We start from the raw sequence: 20,960 nt of genomic DNA on the forward strand, positions 1-20,960 counted from the left end.
TCCTTCATTTTTTTACATTAGATTTTGGGCTATCATTCTTTGGCTTTTCCATCCCGTAAACGTTTTCGAAAAGAAAATTTGCAATATATTTTACCTGTCTACCCGTCAAAGCAGTATTTGATAACTTTGTCGGGTTTCTAAATTTATACCATGGCGAGCGAGTTCAATAAGACTGTTTCTACCCGGTACCACATGTACAACAGTCTTTTTCTTAACCTTCCGTATTCGGGTATTTATCGTACCGGTACGTTGTTGCCCCTGTTACAGCAAGCCTGCGAAACAGGGTATGAAAAAGGAAGGGATCCACGGATGATCATCCGTAAGTTCTTTAGCGACTTTACACCACAGGCATCACGCGAAGAACAATTCGATTTGCTTTTCAACTTCATACAATATGTAGAGCGCCAGGTTGTATTGTTCGATTCAATTGAAGATGCTGCCTTTGATGAGATCAACAACCTCAACGGTAAGGGTACTGTTTCTGCGTTGCTGTTGCGCGCGAACTCCGAAGGCCTGGAAGAAGAATTGAAAAAGAAGCTGGAAGATTTTAGTGTAAGAATTGTGTTAACAGCGCACCCTACACAATTTTATCCAGGCAGCGTTTTGGCGATTATCAATGATCTTGAACAAACCATTCGCGAAAATAAATTAGATGATATAAATCTGTTGCTTCGCCAGTTAGGGAAGACAGCTTTCATAAATAAAGAAAAACCTTCACCGTTCGATGAAGCGGTAAGCTTGTGCTGGTTTCTTGAAAATGTTTTCTACCCGGTAATACCAGAGATCATTCAAAAGTTAATGTCTGGTTTGAATATCAAACTGGAAGAATGGAATAATTTCGACTTGATCAAGATAGGTTTCTGGCCGGGTGGTGATCGTGACGGTAATCCGTTTGTAACACACGAGATCACACTTAAAGTTGCACAGCGTCTTCAGGAAACATTGTTAAAATGTTATCATCGTGATCTTCGCTTTTTGAAACGCAGACTTACTTTCAAAGGAGTTGATCACATTATCAGTCGCGCAGAAACCAAAGTATACCCGATCGCATTCGGTGGCTACGGCGAGATATACCATCACCCTGATGAATTGTTGAATGATCTTTTTGAAGCGCGTGATGTGCTCATTAATGATCACCGCGGACTTTTCCTGGATGTTCTCGATGCGTTTATTCTGAAAGTAAAAATATTCGGATTCTACTTTGCAAGCATGGATATCCGACAGGATAGTCGTAAACATGCTTACGCGTGGGAAGCTTGTATCGAGAAACTTCAGAGCAAGAATAAAAAATTAAAGAACTTCGATAAGCTCACCGAGCAAGAGAAGATAGATACACTACTGTCACTCAACTTCAAACCAGCTTCTTTAAAATTCGAAGATTCGTTTGTTACGGAGCTGATCGAGAGTATAGATGTAATCGGACAAATTCAGGAACAAAATGGAGTTGAAGGTTGCCAACGGTATGTAATCAGTAATTGTCAATCAGCGCTCGATGTTATTCGTGTGTTTCAATTGGCCAACCTGATCCTGGGCAAAGAGGAAGATCTCAAGCTGGATATAGTTCCGTTATTTGAAACGATTGAAGATCTGGCGAACTCGTCTTCTGTTATAAAAGCACTATATAATATTCCGGCATACCGCGAGCATCTTAAACGCAGAGGCAACAAGCAGATCATTATGCTTGGCTTCTCGGATGGTACAAAAGACGGTGGCTATCTCCGTGCAAACTGGTCTATATTTCAGGCGAAGGAAAATCTAACACGCATCACGCGTGAAGAAGGATTTACAGCGGTGTTCTTCGATGGACGTGGTGGCCCTCCGGCACGTGGCGGTGGAAACACGCACGACTTTTATGCATCATTAGGAGATACGATTGAAGACAAAGAAGTACAGATCACGATACAAGGTCAAACCATCAGTTCTAATTTTGGCAAACCTGTTTCATGCGGCTATAATCTTGAACAACTTCTATCGGCTGGTATAGAGAATTCTGTTTTCAAGAATATAGATACATTTGAAGCCAATGAGAAAGCGTTGATGGATATGCTGGCCGAAGAAGGTCATAAAGCATATCTGGACTTGAAGCAACATCCTAAGTTTGTTCCTTACCTCGAAAAGATAACACCGCTTGCATTCTTTGGCGACACCAACATTGGTTCGCGCCCGGTAAAGCGTAGTTCAGGAAGTTTGAAATTCGAAGACCTTCGTGCTATACCTTTTGTAGGATCATGGGCACAAATGAAACAGAACATTCCCGGATTTTACGGAGTAGGTACTGCTATACGCGAATTAAAAAGACAGGGCAAGCTTCGCGAGTTGAAAGCATTATTCAAGCAATCATTATTCTTCCGCACCTTGTTAAGCAACAGTATGATGTCGCTTACTAAATGTTACTATCCCGCGACAGCGTATCTCTCAAAAGACAAAGAGTTTGGTGAGTTCTGGAAGAAGATGTATGCTGAATTCAAACTGTCACGCGAAATGATCCTGGAAGTATCCGGATTATCTGAGTTGATGGAGAGCACACCGGTAAACCGCGACTCTGTAAAACTGCGCGAGCGCATTGTGCTTCCGCTAATCACCATTCAACAATTTGCCCTACAGCAATTGCGCGATCCTGACGATAAGGACAAAGACAAAGCGTTTGAGAAGCAATATCGCAAGCTGGTAATGCGATGTATGTTTGGCATTATCAATGCCGCGCGCAACTCTGCATAATATAGTATAAGTAGAGCGGGAGCCAGACATTCGTTTGGCTCCCGTTTTTTATCTATATACTTTAAAGACTTGTAACATTAGCTTATAGAGTATATATCATGACAAAACCCTGTTCATTGCCGGTTCGTTATTTTTAAGGAATACTTTGAAAGTAGTACCCACATTCACTTCACTTTCCACCTCGATCTTTCCGCCCAACGCTACTACTTGTGCTTTCACAAGATATAGCCCCATTCCCTTACCTTCTACATGCGTATGAAAGCGCTTATACAAATTAAACATATTCTTTTTGTGAAGATCGAGATCAATCCCCAATCCGTTATCGCGAATAGTAAGACATATATAACCATCCGTTACACCGGTCTTCACATGAATGGAAAGTCTCCGGTTAACATCACGATATTTAATAGCATTATGAATCAAATTGATCAGTATACTATCCAGGTAAGGCTTCGCGGTATGGATTACATTCGCCTCTGAAAAATCATCAATAATTTCTGCACGAGTCTCCGTGATCTCATGCTCCAGGTTCTCCTTTATAATAGCGAGCTCCTCTTCGAAGTTCAGCTTTCCAACAACATACGTTTTATTCTTTCTGATTTCCAGAACCGTACTTACATCCTTCACAACGGTATCCAACTCCTCCGTTGTAAATATTAGTTTATCAACGATCAGTTTTACTTCAGTAGGATCCTGGCGTATAAGTTCCAGAACTTTACCAAGGCCTAATATGCGAGCAACAGGCGCGCGTAGGTTATGCGCTGTAATAAAAGCGAACTGCTCAAGTTGCTGATTATACTCTACCAGTTCATGCGTTCTTTCTTTTATCTCAAGATCTAAGCTTCTGTTATGCAGAAGGATCTCTTTATTTTGTTGTTCTATAGTTTTCCATGCGTCTTCAAGTCTTTGATTTTGCTCTGCCAGCAGATCACGCTGGGTAGCAATTTCTTCCTGCCTTTGTGTGAGCTCTTCATTCTGTAATGACAGGTCTTCATTTTGAGCTTTGATCTCTTCTTCACGCAACACCAATTCTTCATTTGCACTTTGAAGCTCCTTTGTTTTTTCAAGCACTGTGTGCTCGAGCTTTCTATTCTGTTCCTTTATAGTTCGTACACGAATTTTATAATAGCCAACACCTATTCCTGCTAATACAAGTATAGTCACGATTCTAAACCACCACGTCCTCCACCAGGGAGGTATAATATGTATGACAATAGAAGCACTTTGTTCATTCCATACACCATCTGTATTGGAGGCCTTCACTCTAAAGATATAGTTGCCCGGATCGAGATTTGTATACGTAGCCGTTCGGCTTGAACCTACATAGTTCCAGTTCTTGTCGAAGTTTTCCATTTTGTAAGCATATTGGATCTTCTCAGGAAGGGTATAGTTTAGTGCAGCAAACTCAAAGGTGAATACCGATTGATCATACCGCAAAGTAATAGCATCTGTTTGGCTGATAGACAGTTTTAAGACAGCATCTTCATCCGTTGTATTTATTTCTACCGGTTTATTAAATAGTTCGAACTTTGTAATGCTTATAACGGGGTGTTGTGAACTCGATTTTATTTGCTCGGGATGAAACAGCGTTACTCCTTCTGTGCCGGCAAAAGCCATTAAACCTAAGGGCTTATCATACAAGAACGAGCATGAATTAAATTGGCCATTCTGCAGACCGTCTGATGCATCGTAGTTATAGAATTTCTTCTCCTTCTTATCCCATTTTGTTATACCGGTATTTGAGCTAATCCAAATGTTGCCTATAGCGTCCTGCTGAATAGCAAATATAGTACTGCTGAACAAACCATCTTTCTCTCCAATCTGATGCAGTTTATGCTGAGCAGAATCATAGATTAATAAACCAGCGCCTTCTGTACCAATCCACATTCTTCCGCGCTTATCAAAGTGCAGCGCATAGATCATGTTACCGGAAAGGTCATTTTTACTTTCGGGGTCGTTAAAGTATTGGGTGAAAGTTTTTTTTTCAGGGTCGAAATAATTTACGCCACCTTTTGAACAACCCAGCCATAACCCTCCTTGTTTGTCTTCAACAATGGCCCGTATATCGCCACTGCTTATCGTGCTGTTTGCTATAGTATATTTGGTAAACGTTCCCGTGTTTTGATCGAGAAGATTCAGTCCGCCCCAATTCGTACCAACCCAGAGATTATGCTTTGAGTCCTCAAAAATTACGCGCACATCATTACGACCCAAGCTTTTCGGATCGTTAGGATCATGCTTATAGTTTGTGAAGCTGTCTGTCTTCTTATTATAGCGGAACAACCCTTGTGAATATGTACCGAACCAAAGTGTATTCGTATGATCACGAAACGCACATAATATAGCGCGGTCGGTCAGACTTCCTTTTTTCCCATCCACATCGTAATGCTTCAGAAGCGTCCCGTTACTACTATACTTGTACAGCCCGTTACCATCCGATCCAAGCCAAAGGTTCTTCTCCTCATCACTACACATGCCCCAGAAGCGTGTATACATTCGATCGGATTTCTCTGACAACTTTACTTCGATCCGCATAAATTTTTCTTTTACACCACTGATCATCTGTGCACCTTCACCATTGGTAGCAAGCCATATATTCTTGTCACGATCTTCATAAATGGAATGAATGGTGAGCTTATACACACCGTATTCATCACTGCCAGTAACAGGCTCTACTTTGAAATTTACAGGTGAAGTATCATTAGGGTTACTGAGCGAGATCTTGTGCAAGCCTTTATCTTCCACACCAATCCATAAATTGCCGTGGCTGTCTTCTTGAAGTGACCGGATAACATTACCCTTTAAAGCACTATTTTCTGTATTTAAAAGCTGAAATGTCTGTTGTTTTCTATTGAAGAAAACCAACCCATCGATAGTACCGATCCATACATTACCAAAGTGATCAGGACGTATACACCTGACGTTGTGCAGAGCAGACATAGTGTCGTGTCGCAAGCTTTTTACTTTCTGTGATACTATACCATCTTTCGTTTTGAATATATCCAAACCTCCATCCAACGAACCTACCCAGAGCAAGCCTTCGATATCTTCATATATAGATACAACTCGTACACTCGACAATCCTGGTAAGTTGTACTGTGAATATTGAATCAGTTTGGATTTCTTTTTATCAATGTATGTAAAGCCCGCTGCCCAGGAGGACACCCATAAATTCCCAGTTGGGCTTTCTGAAATATAGGACACGTCATTTCCTACAAGTGAATTTTTATTTTTAGGATCATGCTGATAATGAATAAAGCGTTCGGTTTTGGAATCAAATCGATTTACTCCTTTCCGTGTAGCCGCCCATATTATACCTTCTCGGTCAGTAAAAATTGAAAACACATAATTATGTGACAGGCTTAAGGAATCATCAGGGTCATTTTTAAATATTTTAAATATATACCCGTCAAAGCGCGCTATACCATCCTCAGCAGCAAACCACATAAAGCCTTGTTTGTCTTGAGTGATGCTGTTGATCACTTTCAGTGGCAAGCCGTTGCGTGTAGTGTACTTTACTATTTTACTTTCAGGTTCTTTCTGAACGAAAGAACACAGCAATACCACTACAATAACACAAAAAAGTGATTTCATGCAGTTTGCATATATGGTAGTTATAGCCTGCGTCTGTTCAGCTCTTGATAGGATCTTAATGCGCATTGATATATGCTTGAATTTCGGGGACGCTAAATTCCTTCCGTTCCAAAAGATGTTTTAAAATATTTTAGTATACTATATTGACGTCTCAACAAAGATATTCACGTTAGAAACCTTATTATCATTCGGATCTTCTTAAGATTACAACGCCCCATGACTGGGCAAATCAACGTATTCTGCCACCGCGTTGTTATTATCGTAAAGAAAGTGAATTTATCGCATTATAATGGAAATGAAAAACTTCATTGTCTAATTCGAACAATGAATGTTGGACAATAAATAGTTAAAACGATGTTATGACGATTTTTTGCAGCTGAATACCACCAGAGCGACCGTTAGCAGCATTGCAGGAAAAATTTCGAATCGTTTTGAGAGGTTGTTTGACTATAGCTGTAATTATAGCTATAGTCAATATATTCATGTAAGCTAACGTATTTGTAAGGGATATGCCGGCCTTCAAACAAAAATTGCCATCCCCTGGTGTCAGTAGCTTCTTACGTAGATTGAAACATCTTTCATCAACAGTTTTCCGAAGGCGAAGGAAAGCCCTTTGTCAACAAAAGACCTATCGGGCTGACTTAAGAGGAACGATGTTGCTGTTGGTACACTTAATCCCCACGAGCCCGAGGACTGCAACACACCGGGATTAATCAATACTACATGACTGCTGCCGGAGGTACTGGTATAAACAGCGACCACAGCTTTCTTTGCATTGGCATGCTCTTGTGCCTGCGTTAATGTTTTTTGATCATAACTCGGCCCCAGAAGCTTCCATTGATTGCTGCTCTTTAAAAAGCTTGCTATTTCACCAGCTACCATATACCTGCCTGTTTTTTGAGAGTAGAAATCATTTATTCTATAAACGATATGAAGCGACTCTCCTAAAAATTTACTGCAGCCACGGCTGTTATTTAATGTATCCTGACAACCTAAAAAGGTCTTCATTGCGTTCGTCAAGTCTTGCTTCCAATTTGCATTTAAGCTTTGACTTTGTGCTGCACAAGACAGAGTTATCAACATAACTATGGCAAGAGCAGATTTGATAAAGCTTGTGTTTACGTTCGTAAAGTATCTTTTCATAAATTATTTTTTGGCCGAATATATACAACGGGTTGCGCGGAGCTGGCGTTAAAAAATTGAAAGTGTTATACGTGTAAGGATTTGCAATGAACGCAAGATGATGTTGCAAATCTGTTCCTTTAAGAATATAGATATACCTATAAATGAGTGATGAAAATGATGTCTACATTCTGAATAAAGACTTGAGACACATACTCCAGACTGGCCATGACGCTTGCAAAGTGGCACAAAGAGGCAAAATGAAATAAACCTGTACTTTCCAGCGTACGTTGAGCGGTATACTATATGATTAGAGATCAGGAAGTAATATTTTAAAGATTAGCCGGAGTATTCCGGGACTAATCTTTATTCTGCATATACAACATTAGCATGCACATTGAATCTTTAACCCTTGCGCGGCATTAGCTCCTTCCGTGGCATAGCCATCCAGTTTCCACCAGGCGATTCCTCCTATTAATTCCTTTACCTTAAAACCCAGCTGACTCATTTTAAGCGCACCCTTTGTAGAGGCGTTGCAACCTATACCATCGCAGTAGGTTACATACAAAAAATCTTTATCAAGGTCTCGTGTGCTATCTTCTGTCATCGTCCGATGAGGAATATTTATTGCACCCGGAATATGCTCAGCCTCATAGCCGAAAGCTTTACGTGCATCTACAGGAATTATTTTTTGACCATTACTGATCAATTCAAACAAGTCCGAAGAGTCAATCTCGAATTCAAGCTTGTCGTGATAATGTTTAGTCTGTGCATTCATACGTGATTTATTTAGTGTCAAACTAAACGCATACGAATCACTATATGAAATCAAATATTTCATGATAAGCATCGATTTTATTCATATAGTGTGATGCGGAAACTATTTTAAATTTACAGTATGGAGATACGGCATTTAAAACTTGTGAAGGCTATCGTAGAGGAAGGCAGCATTACAAAAGCGATTGACAAATTACACCTTACGCAATCCGCATTAAGCCATCAGTTGAAGGAGGCAGAGTATCAATTGGGGACCAAGATCTTTTTAAGAGTCAATAAAAAAATGATACTCACAAAAGCAGGTGAAAAACTATATGAAACTGCGAATGAGATTTTAGAAAAGCTTCATGATACGGAGCAGCAAATTAAAAAACTGGTATATGGTGAGACTGGAGAGATAAGGCTGAGCACCGAATGTTATTCAAGCTATCATTGGCTTCCTTCGGTGATGAAACAATTTCAGTTGACTTACCCGAATGTCGATTTGAAAATTGTAATGGAAGCAACACATTATCCGCTTCAAAAATTATTGGAGGGTACATTAGATGTAGCGATCACCAGTGACCCGATTAAAGATGATAAAATTAAATACCTGGAATTATTTCAAGATGAAATGCTCGTTGCTGTTTCTGAGAATCATGCGTGGGCTACTAAGAAATTTGTAGTGGCAGAGGATTTTTCTTCCGAACACCTTTTGATTCACTCACTGCCTTTGGAGACTGTTACTGTACATCAATTTGTGCTTGCACCTGCAGGTGTATCTCCCAAAAAAATCACACCGCTTCCATTAACAGAGGCGTCTATTGAGATGGTAAAGGCTGGTATGGGAATCATGGTCATGGCGAAATGGGCATTGCAACCATACCTCAAACATCAGCCAATAAAAGCTGTAAAGATTGGTAGATCGGGACTGAAGCGTAAACACTATGTAGCGATCATGACGGACCGAAAATATCCCGAGTATTTTAATCACTTCATTGAATTTCTGCAGACAGAAATCAACCTTCAGTGGACTATATAACTAAATGATATAGCACAAAAAAAGGGACGGTGATGAACCGTCCCTTTTAATTATATACTTAGCGTATTACTCTTTTTTCTCTTTCGAAGAAGCTTTCGCTTTCTTGACCTTGATGGTAAGCACATCGCTCTTTCCATCGTAGTCGGCAAGAATGATTCCGCCTTCTTCTACTTCGCCTTTCAGAATTTCTTCTGCTACAGGGTCTTCGAGGTATTTCTGAATCGCCCGGTTCAAAGGACGTGCTCCGAATTGATGATCATATCCTTTCTCTGCGAGGAAATCCTTAGCCTTATCAGTAAGCTCCACATTGTAGCCTATCTGAATGATGCGATCGAATAACTTACCCAGCGTAATGTCGATGATCTTGTGGATATGTTCGCGTTGCAGAGAGTTGAACACAATGACATCGTCCAAACGATTCAGGAATTCAGGAGAGAAAGCACGCTTCAACGCATTTTGAATGGTAAGCTTCATGTGCTCTTCTTCGGTTTCGCGCTTTGCAGCAGTAGCGAAACCTATACCTGTTCCGAAATCTTTCAGATCACGAACCCCTATATTAGAAGTCATGATGATGATTGTATTTCTGAAATCAACTCTGCGACCAAGTCCGTCTGTTAATATACCATCGTCAAGCACCTGAAGAAGTATATTGAATACATCCGGGTGAGCTTTCTCGATTTCATCTAACAATACGACAGAGTATGGCTTGCGTCTTACCTTTTCAGTAAGCTGTCCACCTTCTTCGTAACCAACGTATCCTGGAGGCGCACCCACAAGACGAGATACCGAGAATTTCTCCATATACTCACTCATGTCAATGCGCACAAGTGAATCTTCTTTATCAAAAAGATACGTAGCGAGTACTTTTGCCAATTCTGTTTTACCAACACCAGTAGGACCCAGGAAGATAAAAGAACCAATCGGTTTCTTAGGATCTTTCAAGCCTACACGTGTACGTTGTATAGCTTTCACCAGCTTACGGATCGCTTCTTCCTGACCGATAACTTTTCCGCTTAGTTCTTCGCCCATATTCAGAAGCTTGTTGCTTTCTTTCTGTGCGATACGTTTTGTCGGAATGCCTGTCATCATTGCGATAACATCGGCTACGTTATCTTCATTAACTGTATACTTTTCAGTACGTGTTTTTTCTTCCCACTTCGCTTTCGCGATGTCGAGTTGTTCGATCAGTTTCTTTTCACGATCACGCAGTTGTGCTGCTTCTTCGTACTTCTGACTTTTTACAACGCGATTTTTTTCTTTCTTAACATCTTCTATAGCCTCTTCGAATTTCACGATGTCTTCAGGCACATGGATGTTGTTGATGTGAACACGTGCACCGGCTTCATCCAAAACATCAATCGCTTTGTCTGGAAGATAACGGTCGCTTATATAGCGATCAGAAAGTCTCACGCACGCATCGATAGCTTCTTTGGTATAGATCACATGGTGGTGATCTTCATACTTCTCTTTAATGTTATCGAGGATCTGGATTGTTTCTTCTGGTGTAGTAGAATCTACCATTACCATCTGGAACCTGCGCGCGAGCGCTCCGTCTTTCTCTATATATTGACGGTACTCATCTAATGTAGTGGCTCCAATGCATTGGATTTCTCCGCGGGCAAGAGCCGGTTTAAACATGTTGGAAGCATCGAGTGAGCCGGAAGCTCCACCTGCACCAACAATAGTATGAAGCTCATCGATGAAGAGAATTACATCTGGAGATTTTTCCAGTTCATTCATCACAGCCTTCATACGCTCTTCAAATTGTCCGCGGTATTTTGTGCCGGCAACCAATGATGCGAGATCTAACGTCACAACACGTTTACCAAACAACACGCGAGATACTTTCTTTTGAATGATACGCAGAGCAAGTCCTTCCGCGATAGCAGTTTTACCCACACCTGGTTCACCAATAAGAATCGGGTTGTTCTTCTTTCTTCTTGAAAGAATCTGAGCAACACGTTCAATTTCTTTTTCACGACCAACGATAGGATCGAGTTTATTGTCCTCAGCCAGACGTGTTAAGTCGCGGCCGAAGTTATCCAGCACAGGTGTGCGGGATTTTTCAGTTCCCTTCTTCTCTTTGCCGGCTGCACCACCTTGTGCGCCACCGCCAAAAATTTTAGATGAATCATCATCCGGATCGTCCGTATCCTGTGACGCCATCGGACCTTCGTTTTGGTATTCCAGCATTTCTTTTACGGTCTCGTAGTTTACGTCAAACTTATTTAAAATTTGCGTCCCAAGATTATCATGGTCACGCAGTATCGAGAGCAACAAATGTTCAGTGCCTATAAGTTGAGCCTTGAAAATTTTTGCTTCAAGATATGTGATCTTCAGAACTTTTTCAGAAGCTTTTGTCAATGGTATATTCGCCAGGTTTTTAATCTGATGCGTTGCTGTTCCTTTGGATATCTTTTCGATCTCGTTTCGTAATTCATCCATTGGTACACCCAACTTTTTCAGCACCCCTACTGCTACACCTTCGCCTTCGCGGATCATTCCGAGAATAAGATGTTCAGTGCCAATATAGTCATGTCCCAGCCGAAGAGCTTCTTCGCGACTGAGTGATATAACTTCTTTAACGCGGTTGGAAAATTTAGCTTCCATAAGAGAAAATCAAAAATGATTAGTGTAAATGTAAAGTTTTTTGTCAGTTCAATACTATCGTAAGCCTGAAGATTTAATACTGCGTAAGAAACACGCTCAAATTAACATTTGTTCATTTTTCTACTGCGGAAGCCCGGATAATCTTCGAAGCAACGGGCCCTTCACAAAAGATCAGGTCTATGAGACTCATGTTACTTACAAACGTGTTGCCAAACACTTGAGTATATTCTGATGGATTATAAAACTTTGCCAAAAGCTCTGTTTTTTTAGGGTTTATCAAAGATCGAAGGTCCATTGTAGTGGAAGGGTATTCTTTCTCATACGACAAACTTTCGCTGACAACTACATTCCACTTGAGCCATGCAAGACACATTGACAGCAATTGAATGTTCAGGTCATATAAGAATTCATATTTTTTGAAAAGTACTTTTTCAAGATCATCTACATAATGTTCAAAGAACGGAGCTTTTCCATACGCTGATTGTATGGTGCGCCAATGATTTGTTAACCATTTCTGTGTGTAATCAATTCGTATATCAGTGATAAAATTTTTACCATGCTTACCTGTTAAGGGCACCGTGAGTTGCTCCACTCCATGGGATGTATTGATGTGACAACGGTTACGATATGTTTGTTTCATGAAGTGCTCATGTCGCTCAATTATAACTTCTGTAGAGGACGACAACGCAGAAAAAAAAGCAATGGATGGAAGATAGTGTGACTCAATTAAAACTTTCACGTATTTATATTAAGGATCAAATTTATCAGTAACACAGAATTTCTATATATAAGTCTGGCTGATCATAAAAAACATTCTGCTTTATCATCGTTAGCCTTTTAGTCTCCTGTATGCAAAGTTGTTGGCGAAGGTCACGCGCTGGTCACCGTGTCCAAATAATAATGTATCGCTTATCCTGTTGAGAATACTCCTCAATCAATTATGCCATCCTTGAAAAATTTCAACACGGGCACAACGGACTGGTGCTCATCCAACGGTATGGGTGGAGCATCAGAGGTACTTTCAAAAAGATAACGCACAATGCAATCATCAAACTACTAAAACAGAATGTGTTCTCGGAATAAAGAAAAATTATAAAGCGATTTACTTCCCCTAGAAGATCTCGAGATATGCAACAATGAAGGGTGCCGAAATCAGCAGACCATCAAAACGATCGAGAAAACCTCCATGTCCTGGAAGGCTCGTGCCCGAGTCTTTTATTTCTATACTTCTTTTCAGAAGGGATTCCACCAAGTCACCAAAAGTTCCACCTACGATAATGATCACTCCCACGATCAGCCATTGAATCAGCGAAAGCGTATGAAAATATGTTGACAGTCCATATGCGAAAATCATGGCGAGCAATGCTCCTCCAAAAAAACCTTCCCATGATTTCTTTGGAGAGATGCGTTCAAAGAGTTTTCGTTTACCTAAATAGGTTCCTGCAAAGTATGCTCCGGTATCGCTTGCCCATAAAATAAAGAGGCATCCGAATATAATTTCAAAGTTGTAAACGCCATTCTCGAAGGCAGCGATGTTCAATAAGGCAAAAGGTATAGCTACATAAAATATACCGAGGAACGTAAAGGCTATGTTTGTAAAAGGTTTTCTCTCAAACTTCTTATATAGCTTGATCATATATACACACGATATGATTGGGAAGAAAAGAAAATAATACCGGTACGAGATCGCGTGATTTTCAATCAGAAAGGAAAGTGTAAAGATCAGAACACCACCTAATGTACCCAGTGCTTTTTGAGGTACCATGCCATCAAGTCCTACAAGTTTATAAAACTCGATGAGCGAGAAAAAGCAGATGATAAAAAATACTGCAAAGTATCCCCATTCACTCAGGCAGACAGCGGTAATGATACCGGCTGAACCGAGCAAGCCGGTAATAATGCGAAGGGTCAGGTTATTATACTTGGTAAGAGAAGTCACAGAAAATCTGGTTGCAGTTAGAATGGCGTCTAAATTATAATTTGTTACGGAATAAGAGTCGAATTATCCTCATTTGTATTGTCTGAAAAATTAACAGATCTTCTCTTTTCATAAAATTTCTTAAAAATATAAAGTAACGCAGTGGTTATTACAGCGCTGAATAATACTGCGGACCACGGTGCAGCCTCTGCATTTTCGATATCCATCTTAACAGAACCTTGCTGATATAAATACATCGCGACTACAGTAAAGCCATTGTTAATAAAGTGAGCGATGATCGGCATCCAGAGATTGCCCGACCAATAATAAAGATATCCGAAGAGTGCTCCCAATAACATACGCGGTACAAAACCATAGAACTGTATATGGATTGCACTGAAGATGGCTGCCGAGATCCAGATTGCAACGTGAATGTTATTCGTTCCACGGAATAATTCGCGCTGGATGATTCCACGAAAAACAAGTTCTTCTCCAATGGCAGGCAATACAGCAATTACCACTACGGCCAGTAACATTTGCCCGGTTGAATCAAACTTGGTAAGATATTTTGTGAGCTCTGCTAGTTGCTCCTCGGTTGCCTTCGCCCATTTTTCAATCCCGGAAGGGAACGTAACATTCTGATTCCATTCGATGAACACAGAATTCACGATCATGAACACAATGACGATCGCGCCTATCATCAAAACGGCTTGCATATAAATTGTCTCTTTAAAAAGATCAGCAACCGAACGATGAAATTTTTTGAGGATATACATCGGCACAAGTATGAGGCCGAACAGCGTGCCGAACCCTTGCATGAGAAATAAAGGAACTTTCATTCCCGGATCGCTCAACGGATTTTTTAAAGATTCCGTCATTTCAATGACGCTTCCAGGATAAAAAGGCAGTGCAAAGAAAAAACCGATCATCGGCCCCACCACCTGAAAACCCAAAAACACCGCTCCCAGCGTGATGAGGATCACTACTGCCGGGTGTACATTACGAGCACCTATTTCCTGCTCCATATTTCTGCTTAAATTTGCGAGCTAATATGGTGAAAATCGGTCAAATAGAGCTGGGAGAGTTTCCTCTGTTGCTTGCGCCCATGGAAGATGTGAGTGATCCGCCTTTCCGCGCGGTATGCAAAGAGGGGGGTGCGGACCTGATGTATACTGAATTTATATCATCGGAAGGTCTCATTCGGGATGCTGCCAAGAGCCGTCAGAAGCTTGATATATTTGAATATGAGCGTCCTATCGGGATTCAGCTTTTCGGTGGCGATATAGGCAACATGGTACAATCCGCAGAGATCGCTACCGCTGCAAGACCAGACCTGATCGATATTAATTATGGTTGTCCCGTGAAAGCGGTTGCTTGCCGGGGCGCTGGTGCTGCCTTGTTACAAGATATACCCAAGATGGTGAAGATGACCGAAGAAATTGTGAAGTGTACACATCTTCCGGTTACAGTAAAAACCCGCCTGGGCTGGGACGAGTCAACAAAAAATATTTTAGAAGTAGCAGAGCGTTTACAAGATATAGGGATCAAAGCTTTATCCATTCATGGTCGTACGCGTGTACAGATGTATAAAGGTGAAGCCGACTGGACACTGATTGGGAAAGTAAAAGAGAATCCACGCATACATATACCGATCTTTGGCAACGGAGATATAGATTCACCTGAAAAGGCGCTGGAGTATAAAAACCGGTATGGTGTGGACGGTGTTATGATTGGTCGTGCTGCAATTGGTTATCCCTGGATCTTTCAGGAGATCAAGCACTATATTAAACATGGTGAACGTCCGTTGCCTCCCGATATGAATGAACGCGTACGTGCTACAAAAAAACACCTTGAGTTTTCTATTCGCTGGAAGGGCGACAAATTAGGTGTATTCGAAATGCGCAGGCACTATACCAATTACTTTAAGGGTATTAATGACTTCAAACCTTTTCGCATGCGATTAGTAGAAGCTCCTACAGAAGCGGAAGTGCTGGCTATACTCGATGAAGTTGTCAGCACGTATAACGGTACCGTTGTAGCCGCTTAATAATTGTAGCAACATATATATCCTGCCAAATCCATTCATTTTATTTCAAAGCAGAAAGAAGTCTGACGGAAAATAACTTTATTGCTTACAAGCAATATCTGGTTTTAATTCTTTCAAACTTCGTGAACCTTTACGTCTTCAAAATCGTAATTTGATCTTTCTACCTCATTAACCCTTATGTCTGATTCTACTAATCGCTCAACCTCCATTATACTTTTTGTATGCCTTACATTGATTTGGGGAACATCGTTCATCCTGATCAAACAAGGACTAAAAGTTTTTTCTCCCGATGAAGTCGGGGCACTTCGTGTTGCTGCCGCTTCCTTGTTTCTCTTTCCACTTGCAATAACACGTCTGAAGGAACTTCAGACACATCACTACGCTAAGCTTTTTGGCTCCGGCATGCTCGGTATATTTATACCTGCGTTCCTTTTTGCCACTGCACAAACAAGGATGGAAAGTTCCGTTGCCGGGATCATGAATACACTTACTCCTATTTTTACCATGATTATAGGTGCTGTTGTTTTTAAATTACGTTTCAAAACAATGGCTATTGTTGGAATTATGTTGGGATTCGCAGGTGGTGTAATTCTAAGTATATCCAGAAGTGATGGCGCAGTGGCTGGTTTCAATGTATTTGCACTGCTCATCGTGCTGGCTTGTTTCTGCTATGGATCGAACCTCAACCTCATCAAATTTAAAATACCGGATCTTGGTTCTTTAACCATCACCAGCGTTTCATTATTACTGATCGGACCGTTGGCTATACTATATTTGTTTGGCTTCAGTGATTTTACGCACAAGCTTACAACACAACCCGATGCATGGAAAGCTTTTGGATTTATAGTACTGCTCGGATTTATGAGTACTGCTGTAGCTACTATACTTTTTAACAGACTCGTAAAAATGAGCACTGCCCTCTTTGCAAGTTCGGTTACCTATGCATTACCTATTGTAGCTGTAATGTGGGGATTGTTGGATGGCGAAAGACTTGGTATAGGTCATTTCATAGGGATGGCCGCTATCATTGGTGGAGTATATCTTGCTAACCGGAAATAGTTATCGGTTAATCGTTATCCGGAAATGGTTGTGGATAACGATTAACCAATAATGTTACTACTTCAACTCAGCTATCATCTTCGCGTTACCCATCTGCGGAACGATAGCTTCAGTACGAATCATATTCTTATCAGCGGATGATATCCAGAAGATAGTCTTTTCACCACCGTCAATTTGATTCATGGTAATTTTATAAGTATCAAATGAACCTGCTGGCACGGTGATCTTTTCAGTACCCGCTAATTTAATTTCATACTTTTTGATTTGAGACGTTGCTACATCCACCATCTCTATAATTGTACTTGTATTTTCTTTCAGTGGAAGACGTGCAATTACCAGATCTGATCCGGCACCATCTATTGTGATGGGGTTTTCGAGCTTTACATTAACGGGTTTTTTTTGTCCGTTCCCCATATCCATAGTACCGGTTACGTTCTGATCCGTATAGCTCAGATCTATATTTACCGGTCCTTGCTTTACTTTTCGCTGCAGACATTTCAATGTTTTAGGCTCTATCAAATTTTGCTCTGCAATTTCTCCCATGGGTGATTTTATAGCATCGGTAACAGACCACTTTCCACCTTCCTGTTTTATTTCACGGTTCATTTCCATCGCTATATTTTGTGCGCCCATAACCATGGTAAACGCATAAGTATATTTACCGGCTTTCAGATCGGCAACTGGTGCCGGTAATTTTGTTACGCCTGACGCCTTCTCTGCAACCTTTACAGTTTTTACATCTACCAAAATCGCTTGTTGTTTCTTTGCAACTTCGGGCTTCATTGATTCCTGATAACGGCCACCCAAATGTTTTGCCAGGAACTTCTCAGCGTATGCAAGCATCGCCATGTTATTATCCGGTACTCTGAAACCGTGACCTTCATCCGGAGCGCAGATATACTCTACCGCTATACCCAGATCACGCAATGCTGAAACGATCTGGTCGGACTCCGCCTTCTTCACGCGAGGATCGTTGGCACCTTGCACCACAAGTAATGGTGCCTTGATCTTGCTTGCGGAAAACAAGGGTGACTGCTTTTCAAGTTTTGCCTTTCCTTCCGGTGTGGATGGATCGCCCATACGGATATAAAACACTTTGCGTATAGCCTCCCAGTAAGGAGGAATAGAATTTAATAACGTCATCAGATTGGAAGGGCCTACTATATCTACACCTGCCGCATATACATCCGGTGTAAACGCCAAACCGGCAAGCGTTGCATAACCACCATACGAACCGCCCATGATGCCTACACGCTTCGCATCCACTATACCTTTGTTGATCAAATGCTTTACTCCCCAGGTAATATCATCCTGCATTTTTTCTCCCCATTGACCATTCCCTGCATTCAGAAATTTCTTACCATAGCCTGTAGACGCGCGGAAATTTGGCGACAACACCGCATATCCTCGGTTTGCTAAGAATTGTGCATAACCATTAAAGCCCCAGCTGTCGCGAGCCCATGGGCCGCCATGGGGGAAAACGATGAGTGGAAGATTTTTCGCTTCTTTACCGAGAGGCAATGTCAGGTAAGCAGGAATCTCAAGACCATCCGATGATTTATAGGTTATCGGCTCCATCTTTGCCAACGGAAGCGCTTGTAATTTCGGACGCGGTGTATACTGTTTGATCACTTTCTTCTTCGGTATATCAAAGAAATAAACTGAACCCGGATCGTCATCGCTATATACAGAAACCAAAGCCTTGTTCTCATCTTTTGTGAGCGATACTATACTAATCTCCTTGCCCGAAAATTTAGACTTCAGGAAATTATAGTTTGCCTCGTATGCCTTGTCTTTAAAATACCAGCGCGTCTTTGCATCGGTATAGGTTGTATATACTATATCTTTTGTTTTGTTGGAAACAAACACACCACCAAAGTCTACTTTGTTTAAAGGATCGCCTTCTACCAGTTTCACAGCTTTTGAATCCGGATTAAGCAAATATAGTTTTACAAGATCTTCTGCTTCACCTTTGTTGGATTGCAGGTAAAAGTTTTTATTCTCTTTATCGAAGAAGCCTGCAGGGGCACAGCTTTCCAGCGGACTACAATCATATATTTTACTGAAGCCCTCTGCATCGGCACGAAGAATTTCGGTGCTACCATCATCTGCCGAACGTGTGGCCAGGCGAATGTTTTCATCCCAATCAAAATAAAAACCAGTAAGGCGATCTTTATTTTCTTTCAACAGTGTAAGCTTGCCCGTACTGATCTCCAGCTTATATAGATCATGCCATGCCTGATCACGACTATTCAATCCAACCCACAATACATCTGGATTTTTCTGTGATACATTGTAAATCATGGCGCGCACATTTTCCATAGGGGTAAGGTTGCGTGCAGCAGGAACACCCGTTGCTTCTTCTGCCGGAGCATAAGGATCTAGACCATATACATTGTAGTTTTCATTACCTCCTTTATCCTGTACATATAGAATATATTTACTATCGTACGTCCAGAAATATCCACCGATAGGACGTAAAGTATCTGCTGTAACCGGCTTTGCTTTTTCAAACGGTTCATCAAACTTCTTTACCCATACATTCATTTTACCTTTGTAGACTTTCTGAAAGCTTATCATGTTTCCATCCGGTGAAAGCTGGCCGGCAGCAATTTCAGGATTATCAAAAAACAATTCGCGATCAATAATAGGCGGCTCTTTGGCACCGGCCTTACTTTTCTGCGCTTGTGCTGCAGTCACCATCAGCACCAAAGCCAGGGTTAGAACGATAAGCTTTTTCATATTCTGTATGAGGGGTTAATTTGTTACTTCATTTAGTTAGTTGAAAAGAATAATAAAATGTTACAGATGATCGCGAAAGATTAAAAAATCAAAAAACACTTCTACTTTTGCGGCTGTTACTTAGCAGGACAAACAAACACTATGCAGCTTCAGAACGATTTACTTCTTCGTACGGCACTGGGACAGAAAACAGAACGCACACCGGTTTGGCTGATGCGCCAGGCAGGACGCGTTTTACCTGAATATCGCAAGGTGCGCGCTACGATCAAAGATTTCAAAACACTTGTTAAATCACCGGAGTTTGCCACCGAAGTTACCATTCAACCCGTTGATATTCTAGGCGTAGATGCTGCTATCATTTTCTCTGACATTCTTGTGATTCCCGAAGCGATGGGATTGAATTATGAAATGGAAGAGAGTAAAGGTCCCGTGTTTCCGAAAAGAATTGAATCTCCTGCTGATCTTGATCTGCTTCATATATCCGGTGCAGATGAACTTCAATATGTACTCGATGCCATCAAGCTAACCAAGCAAGCGTTGAACGGACGCGTGCCTCTAATTGGTTTCGCGGGTGCACCGTGGACTATATTTTCATATATGATTGAAGGTCGTGGCAGCAAAACATTCAGCGCTGCTAAAAAAGTACTGTACTCACAACCTGAATTTGCGCACAAGCTTTTGTCGATGATCACGCAAAGTACAATTCATTATTTGAAGGCACAGGTAAAAGCAGGGGCTGATATTATACAGCTTTTCGATTCCTGGGCAGGAGTGTTAAGTCCGGATCAATATGAAGAATTTTCGTTAAAGTATATATCTCAGATCTGTGATGCTATCACGGAAGTTCCTAAAACCGTTTTTGCAAAAGGAGCTTTTTTCGCACGCACCGACCTGAACACCATAAATTGCAATGTCGTTGGACTTGACTGGAATATGGGTATAGAAGAATCACGACAATTGATACCGAACAAAGTGTTGCAGGGAAATCTTGACCCTTGTGCCCTATATGGTTCACTCGAAGATGTAAAGCGTGAAACTAAAAAAATGCTAGCTGCTTTTGGAGACACTAAACATATAGCCAACCTCGGTCATGGCTTATATCCAGACACTGAAGTAGACAAAGTAAAATGCTTTATTGATACGGTAAAGGAATTTAGAGGATAGCTGCTGCAGAAAATACATGGTTGTATATAAAAATCTGCGCGTGTATCCATATCAGATCTATAGGAGTATCTTCTGAATGTTGGATATATTTCCCGCAGATCTCACAGATTACCGCAGATGAAATACAATCCTGTATTTCATCTGCGTATTCTGCGGGAGTTGCATTTTAGATCTGTATAAGTACCGTC

13 protein-coding genes are annotated in these 20,960 nt (G+C 41.1%); 5 read left to right on the forward strand and 8 right to left on the reverse strand.

Annotated features, from left to right (window positions below; genetic code table 11):
- Window positions 1–150: 150 nt before the first annotated feature.
- Complete coding sequence (locus tag B5Y40_RS14140) at window positions 151–2,718, forward strand: phosphoenolpyruvate carboxylase (protein ID WP_079687449.1); 2,568 nt, start codon at window positions 151–153, stop codon at window positions 2,716–2,718.
- A gap of 96 nt (window positions 2,719–2,814) precedes the next feature.
- Here B5Y40_RS14140 and B5Y40_RS14145 read toward each other — a convergent pair whose 3' ends face one another.
- From B5Y40_RS14145 to B5Y40_RS14155, 3 genes are all read right to left on the reverse strand, one after another.
- Entirely contained in the window at window positions 2,815–6,312 is a 3,498-nt protein-coding gene (locus B5Y40_RS14145; RefSeq protein ID WP_159453705.1) for a sensor histidine kinase, read from the reverse strand.
- Between the two features lie 546 nt (window positions 6,313–6,858).
- Window positions 6,859–7,320, reverse strand: coding sequence for a hypothetical protein (locus B5Y40_RS14150; RefSeq protein WP_143785774.1), 462 nt, complete (start codon window positions 7,318–7,320; stop codon window positions 6,859–6,861).
- Between the two features lie 499 nt (window positions 7,321–7,819).
- Window positions 7,820–8,275, reverse strand: a complete 456-nt coding sequence (locus tag B5Y40_RS14155; RefSeq protein WP_245840549.1) for a rhodanese-like domain-containing protein — start codon at window positions 8,273–8,275, stop codon at window positions 7,820–7,822.
- Window positions 8,276–8,332: 57 nt separating this feature from the next.
- On the opposite strand from B5Y40_RS14155, the gene B5Y40_RS14160 reads away from it, so the two are divergent.
- On the forward strand, window positions 8,333–9,232 hold the full coding sequence (locus tag B5Y40_RS14160; protein WP_079687452.1) for a LysR family transcriptional regulator: 900 nt from the start codon (window positions 8,333–8,335) through the stop codon (window positions 9,230–9,232).
- 66 nt (window positions 9,233–9,298) lie between these two features.
- Here the strand turns inward: B5Y40_RS14160 and B5Y40_RS14165 are convergent, their stop codons facing one another.
- The 4 genes from B5Y40_RS14165 to B5Y40_RS14180 all read right to left on the reverse strand — a co-directional run bounded on the left by B5Y40_RS14165 (window position 9,299) and on the right by B5Y40_RS14180 (window position 14,785).
- Window positions 9,299–11,842, reverse strand: a complete 2,544-nt coding sequence (locus B5Y40_RS14165) for an ATP-dependent Clp protease ATP-binding subunit (RefSeq protein WP_079687453.1) — start codon at window positions 11,840–11,842, stop codon at window positions 9,299–9,301.
- 112 nt (window positions 11,843–11,954) lie between these two features.
- Window positions 11,955–12,581 (reverse strand): WbqC family protein, encoded by a 627-nt coding sequence (locus tag B5Y40_RS14170; protein ID WP_079687454.1) that lies wholly within the window; start codon window positions 12,579–12,581, stop codon window positions 11,955–11,957.
- A 372-nt stretch (window positions 12,582–12,953) separates the two neighbouring features.
- Window positions 12,954–13,781: a phosphatidate cytidylyltransferase gene (locus B5Y40_RS14175; RefSeq protein WP_079687455.1), complete on the reverse strand. Its 828-nt coding sequence runs from the start codon at window positions 13,779–13,781 to the stop codon at window positions 12,954–12,956.
- A 44-nt stretch (window positions 13,782–13,825) separates the two neighbouring features.
- Complete coding sequence (locus B5Y40_RS14180; protein ID WP_079687456.1) at window positions 13,826–14,785, reverse strand: CPBP family intramembrane glutamic endopeptidase; 960 nt, start codon at window positions 14,783–14,785, stop codon at window positions 13,826–13,828.
- 26 nt (window positions 14,786–14,811) lie between these two features.
- Here B5Y40_RS14180 and dusB point away from each other — a divergent pair, with 26 nt between their 5' ends.
- Window positions 14,812–15,807 (forward strand): tRNA dihydrouridine synthase DusB, encoded by a 996-nt coding sequence (dusB, locus tag B5Y40_RS14185; protein ID WP_079687457.1) that lies wholly within the window; start codon window positions 14,812–14,814, stop codon window positions 15,805–15,807.
- A 177-nt stretch (window positions 15,808–15,984) separates the two neighbouring features.
- Window positions 15,985–16,866, forward strand: a complete 882-nt coding sequence (locus B5Y40_RS14190) for a DMT family transporter (RefSeq protein ID WP_079687458.1) — start codon at window positions 15,985–15,987, stop codon at window positions 16,864–16,866.
- 57 nt (window positions 16,867–16,923) lie between these two features.
- Here the strand turns inward: B5Y40_RS14190 and B5Y40_RS14195 are convergent, their stop codons facing one another.
- Complete coding sequence (locus B5Y40_RS14195) at window positions 16,924–19,608, reverse strand: alpha/beta fold hydrolase (protein WP_079687459.1); 2,685 nt, start codon at window positions 19,606–19,608, stop codon at window positions 16,924–16,926.
- A gap of 141 nt (window positions 19,609–19,749) precedes the next feature.
- On the opposite strand from B5Y40_RS14195, the gene hemE reads away from it, so the two are divergent.
- On the forward strand, window positions 19,750–20,772 hold the full coding sequence (gene hemE, locus B5Y40_RS14200; protein WP_079687460.1) for a uroporphyrinogen decarboxylase: 1,023 nt from the start codon (window positions 19,750–19,752) through the stop codon (window positions 20,770–20,772).
- Window positions 20,773–20,960 lie beyond the last annotated feature (188 nt).

This window comes from Ohtaekwangia koreensis, assembly GCF_900167975.1.
In the GTDB taxonomy this organism is placed as follows: domain Bacteria; phylum Bacteroidota; class Bacteroidia; order Cytophagales; family Cyclobacteriaceae; genus Ohtaekwangia; species Ohtaekwangia koreensis.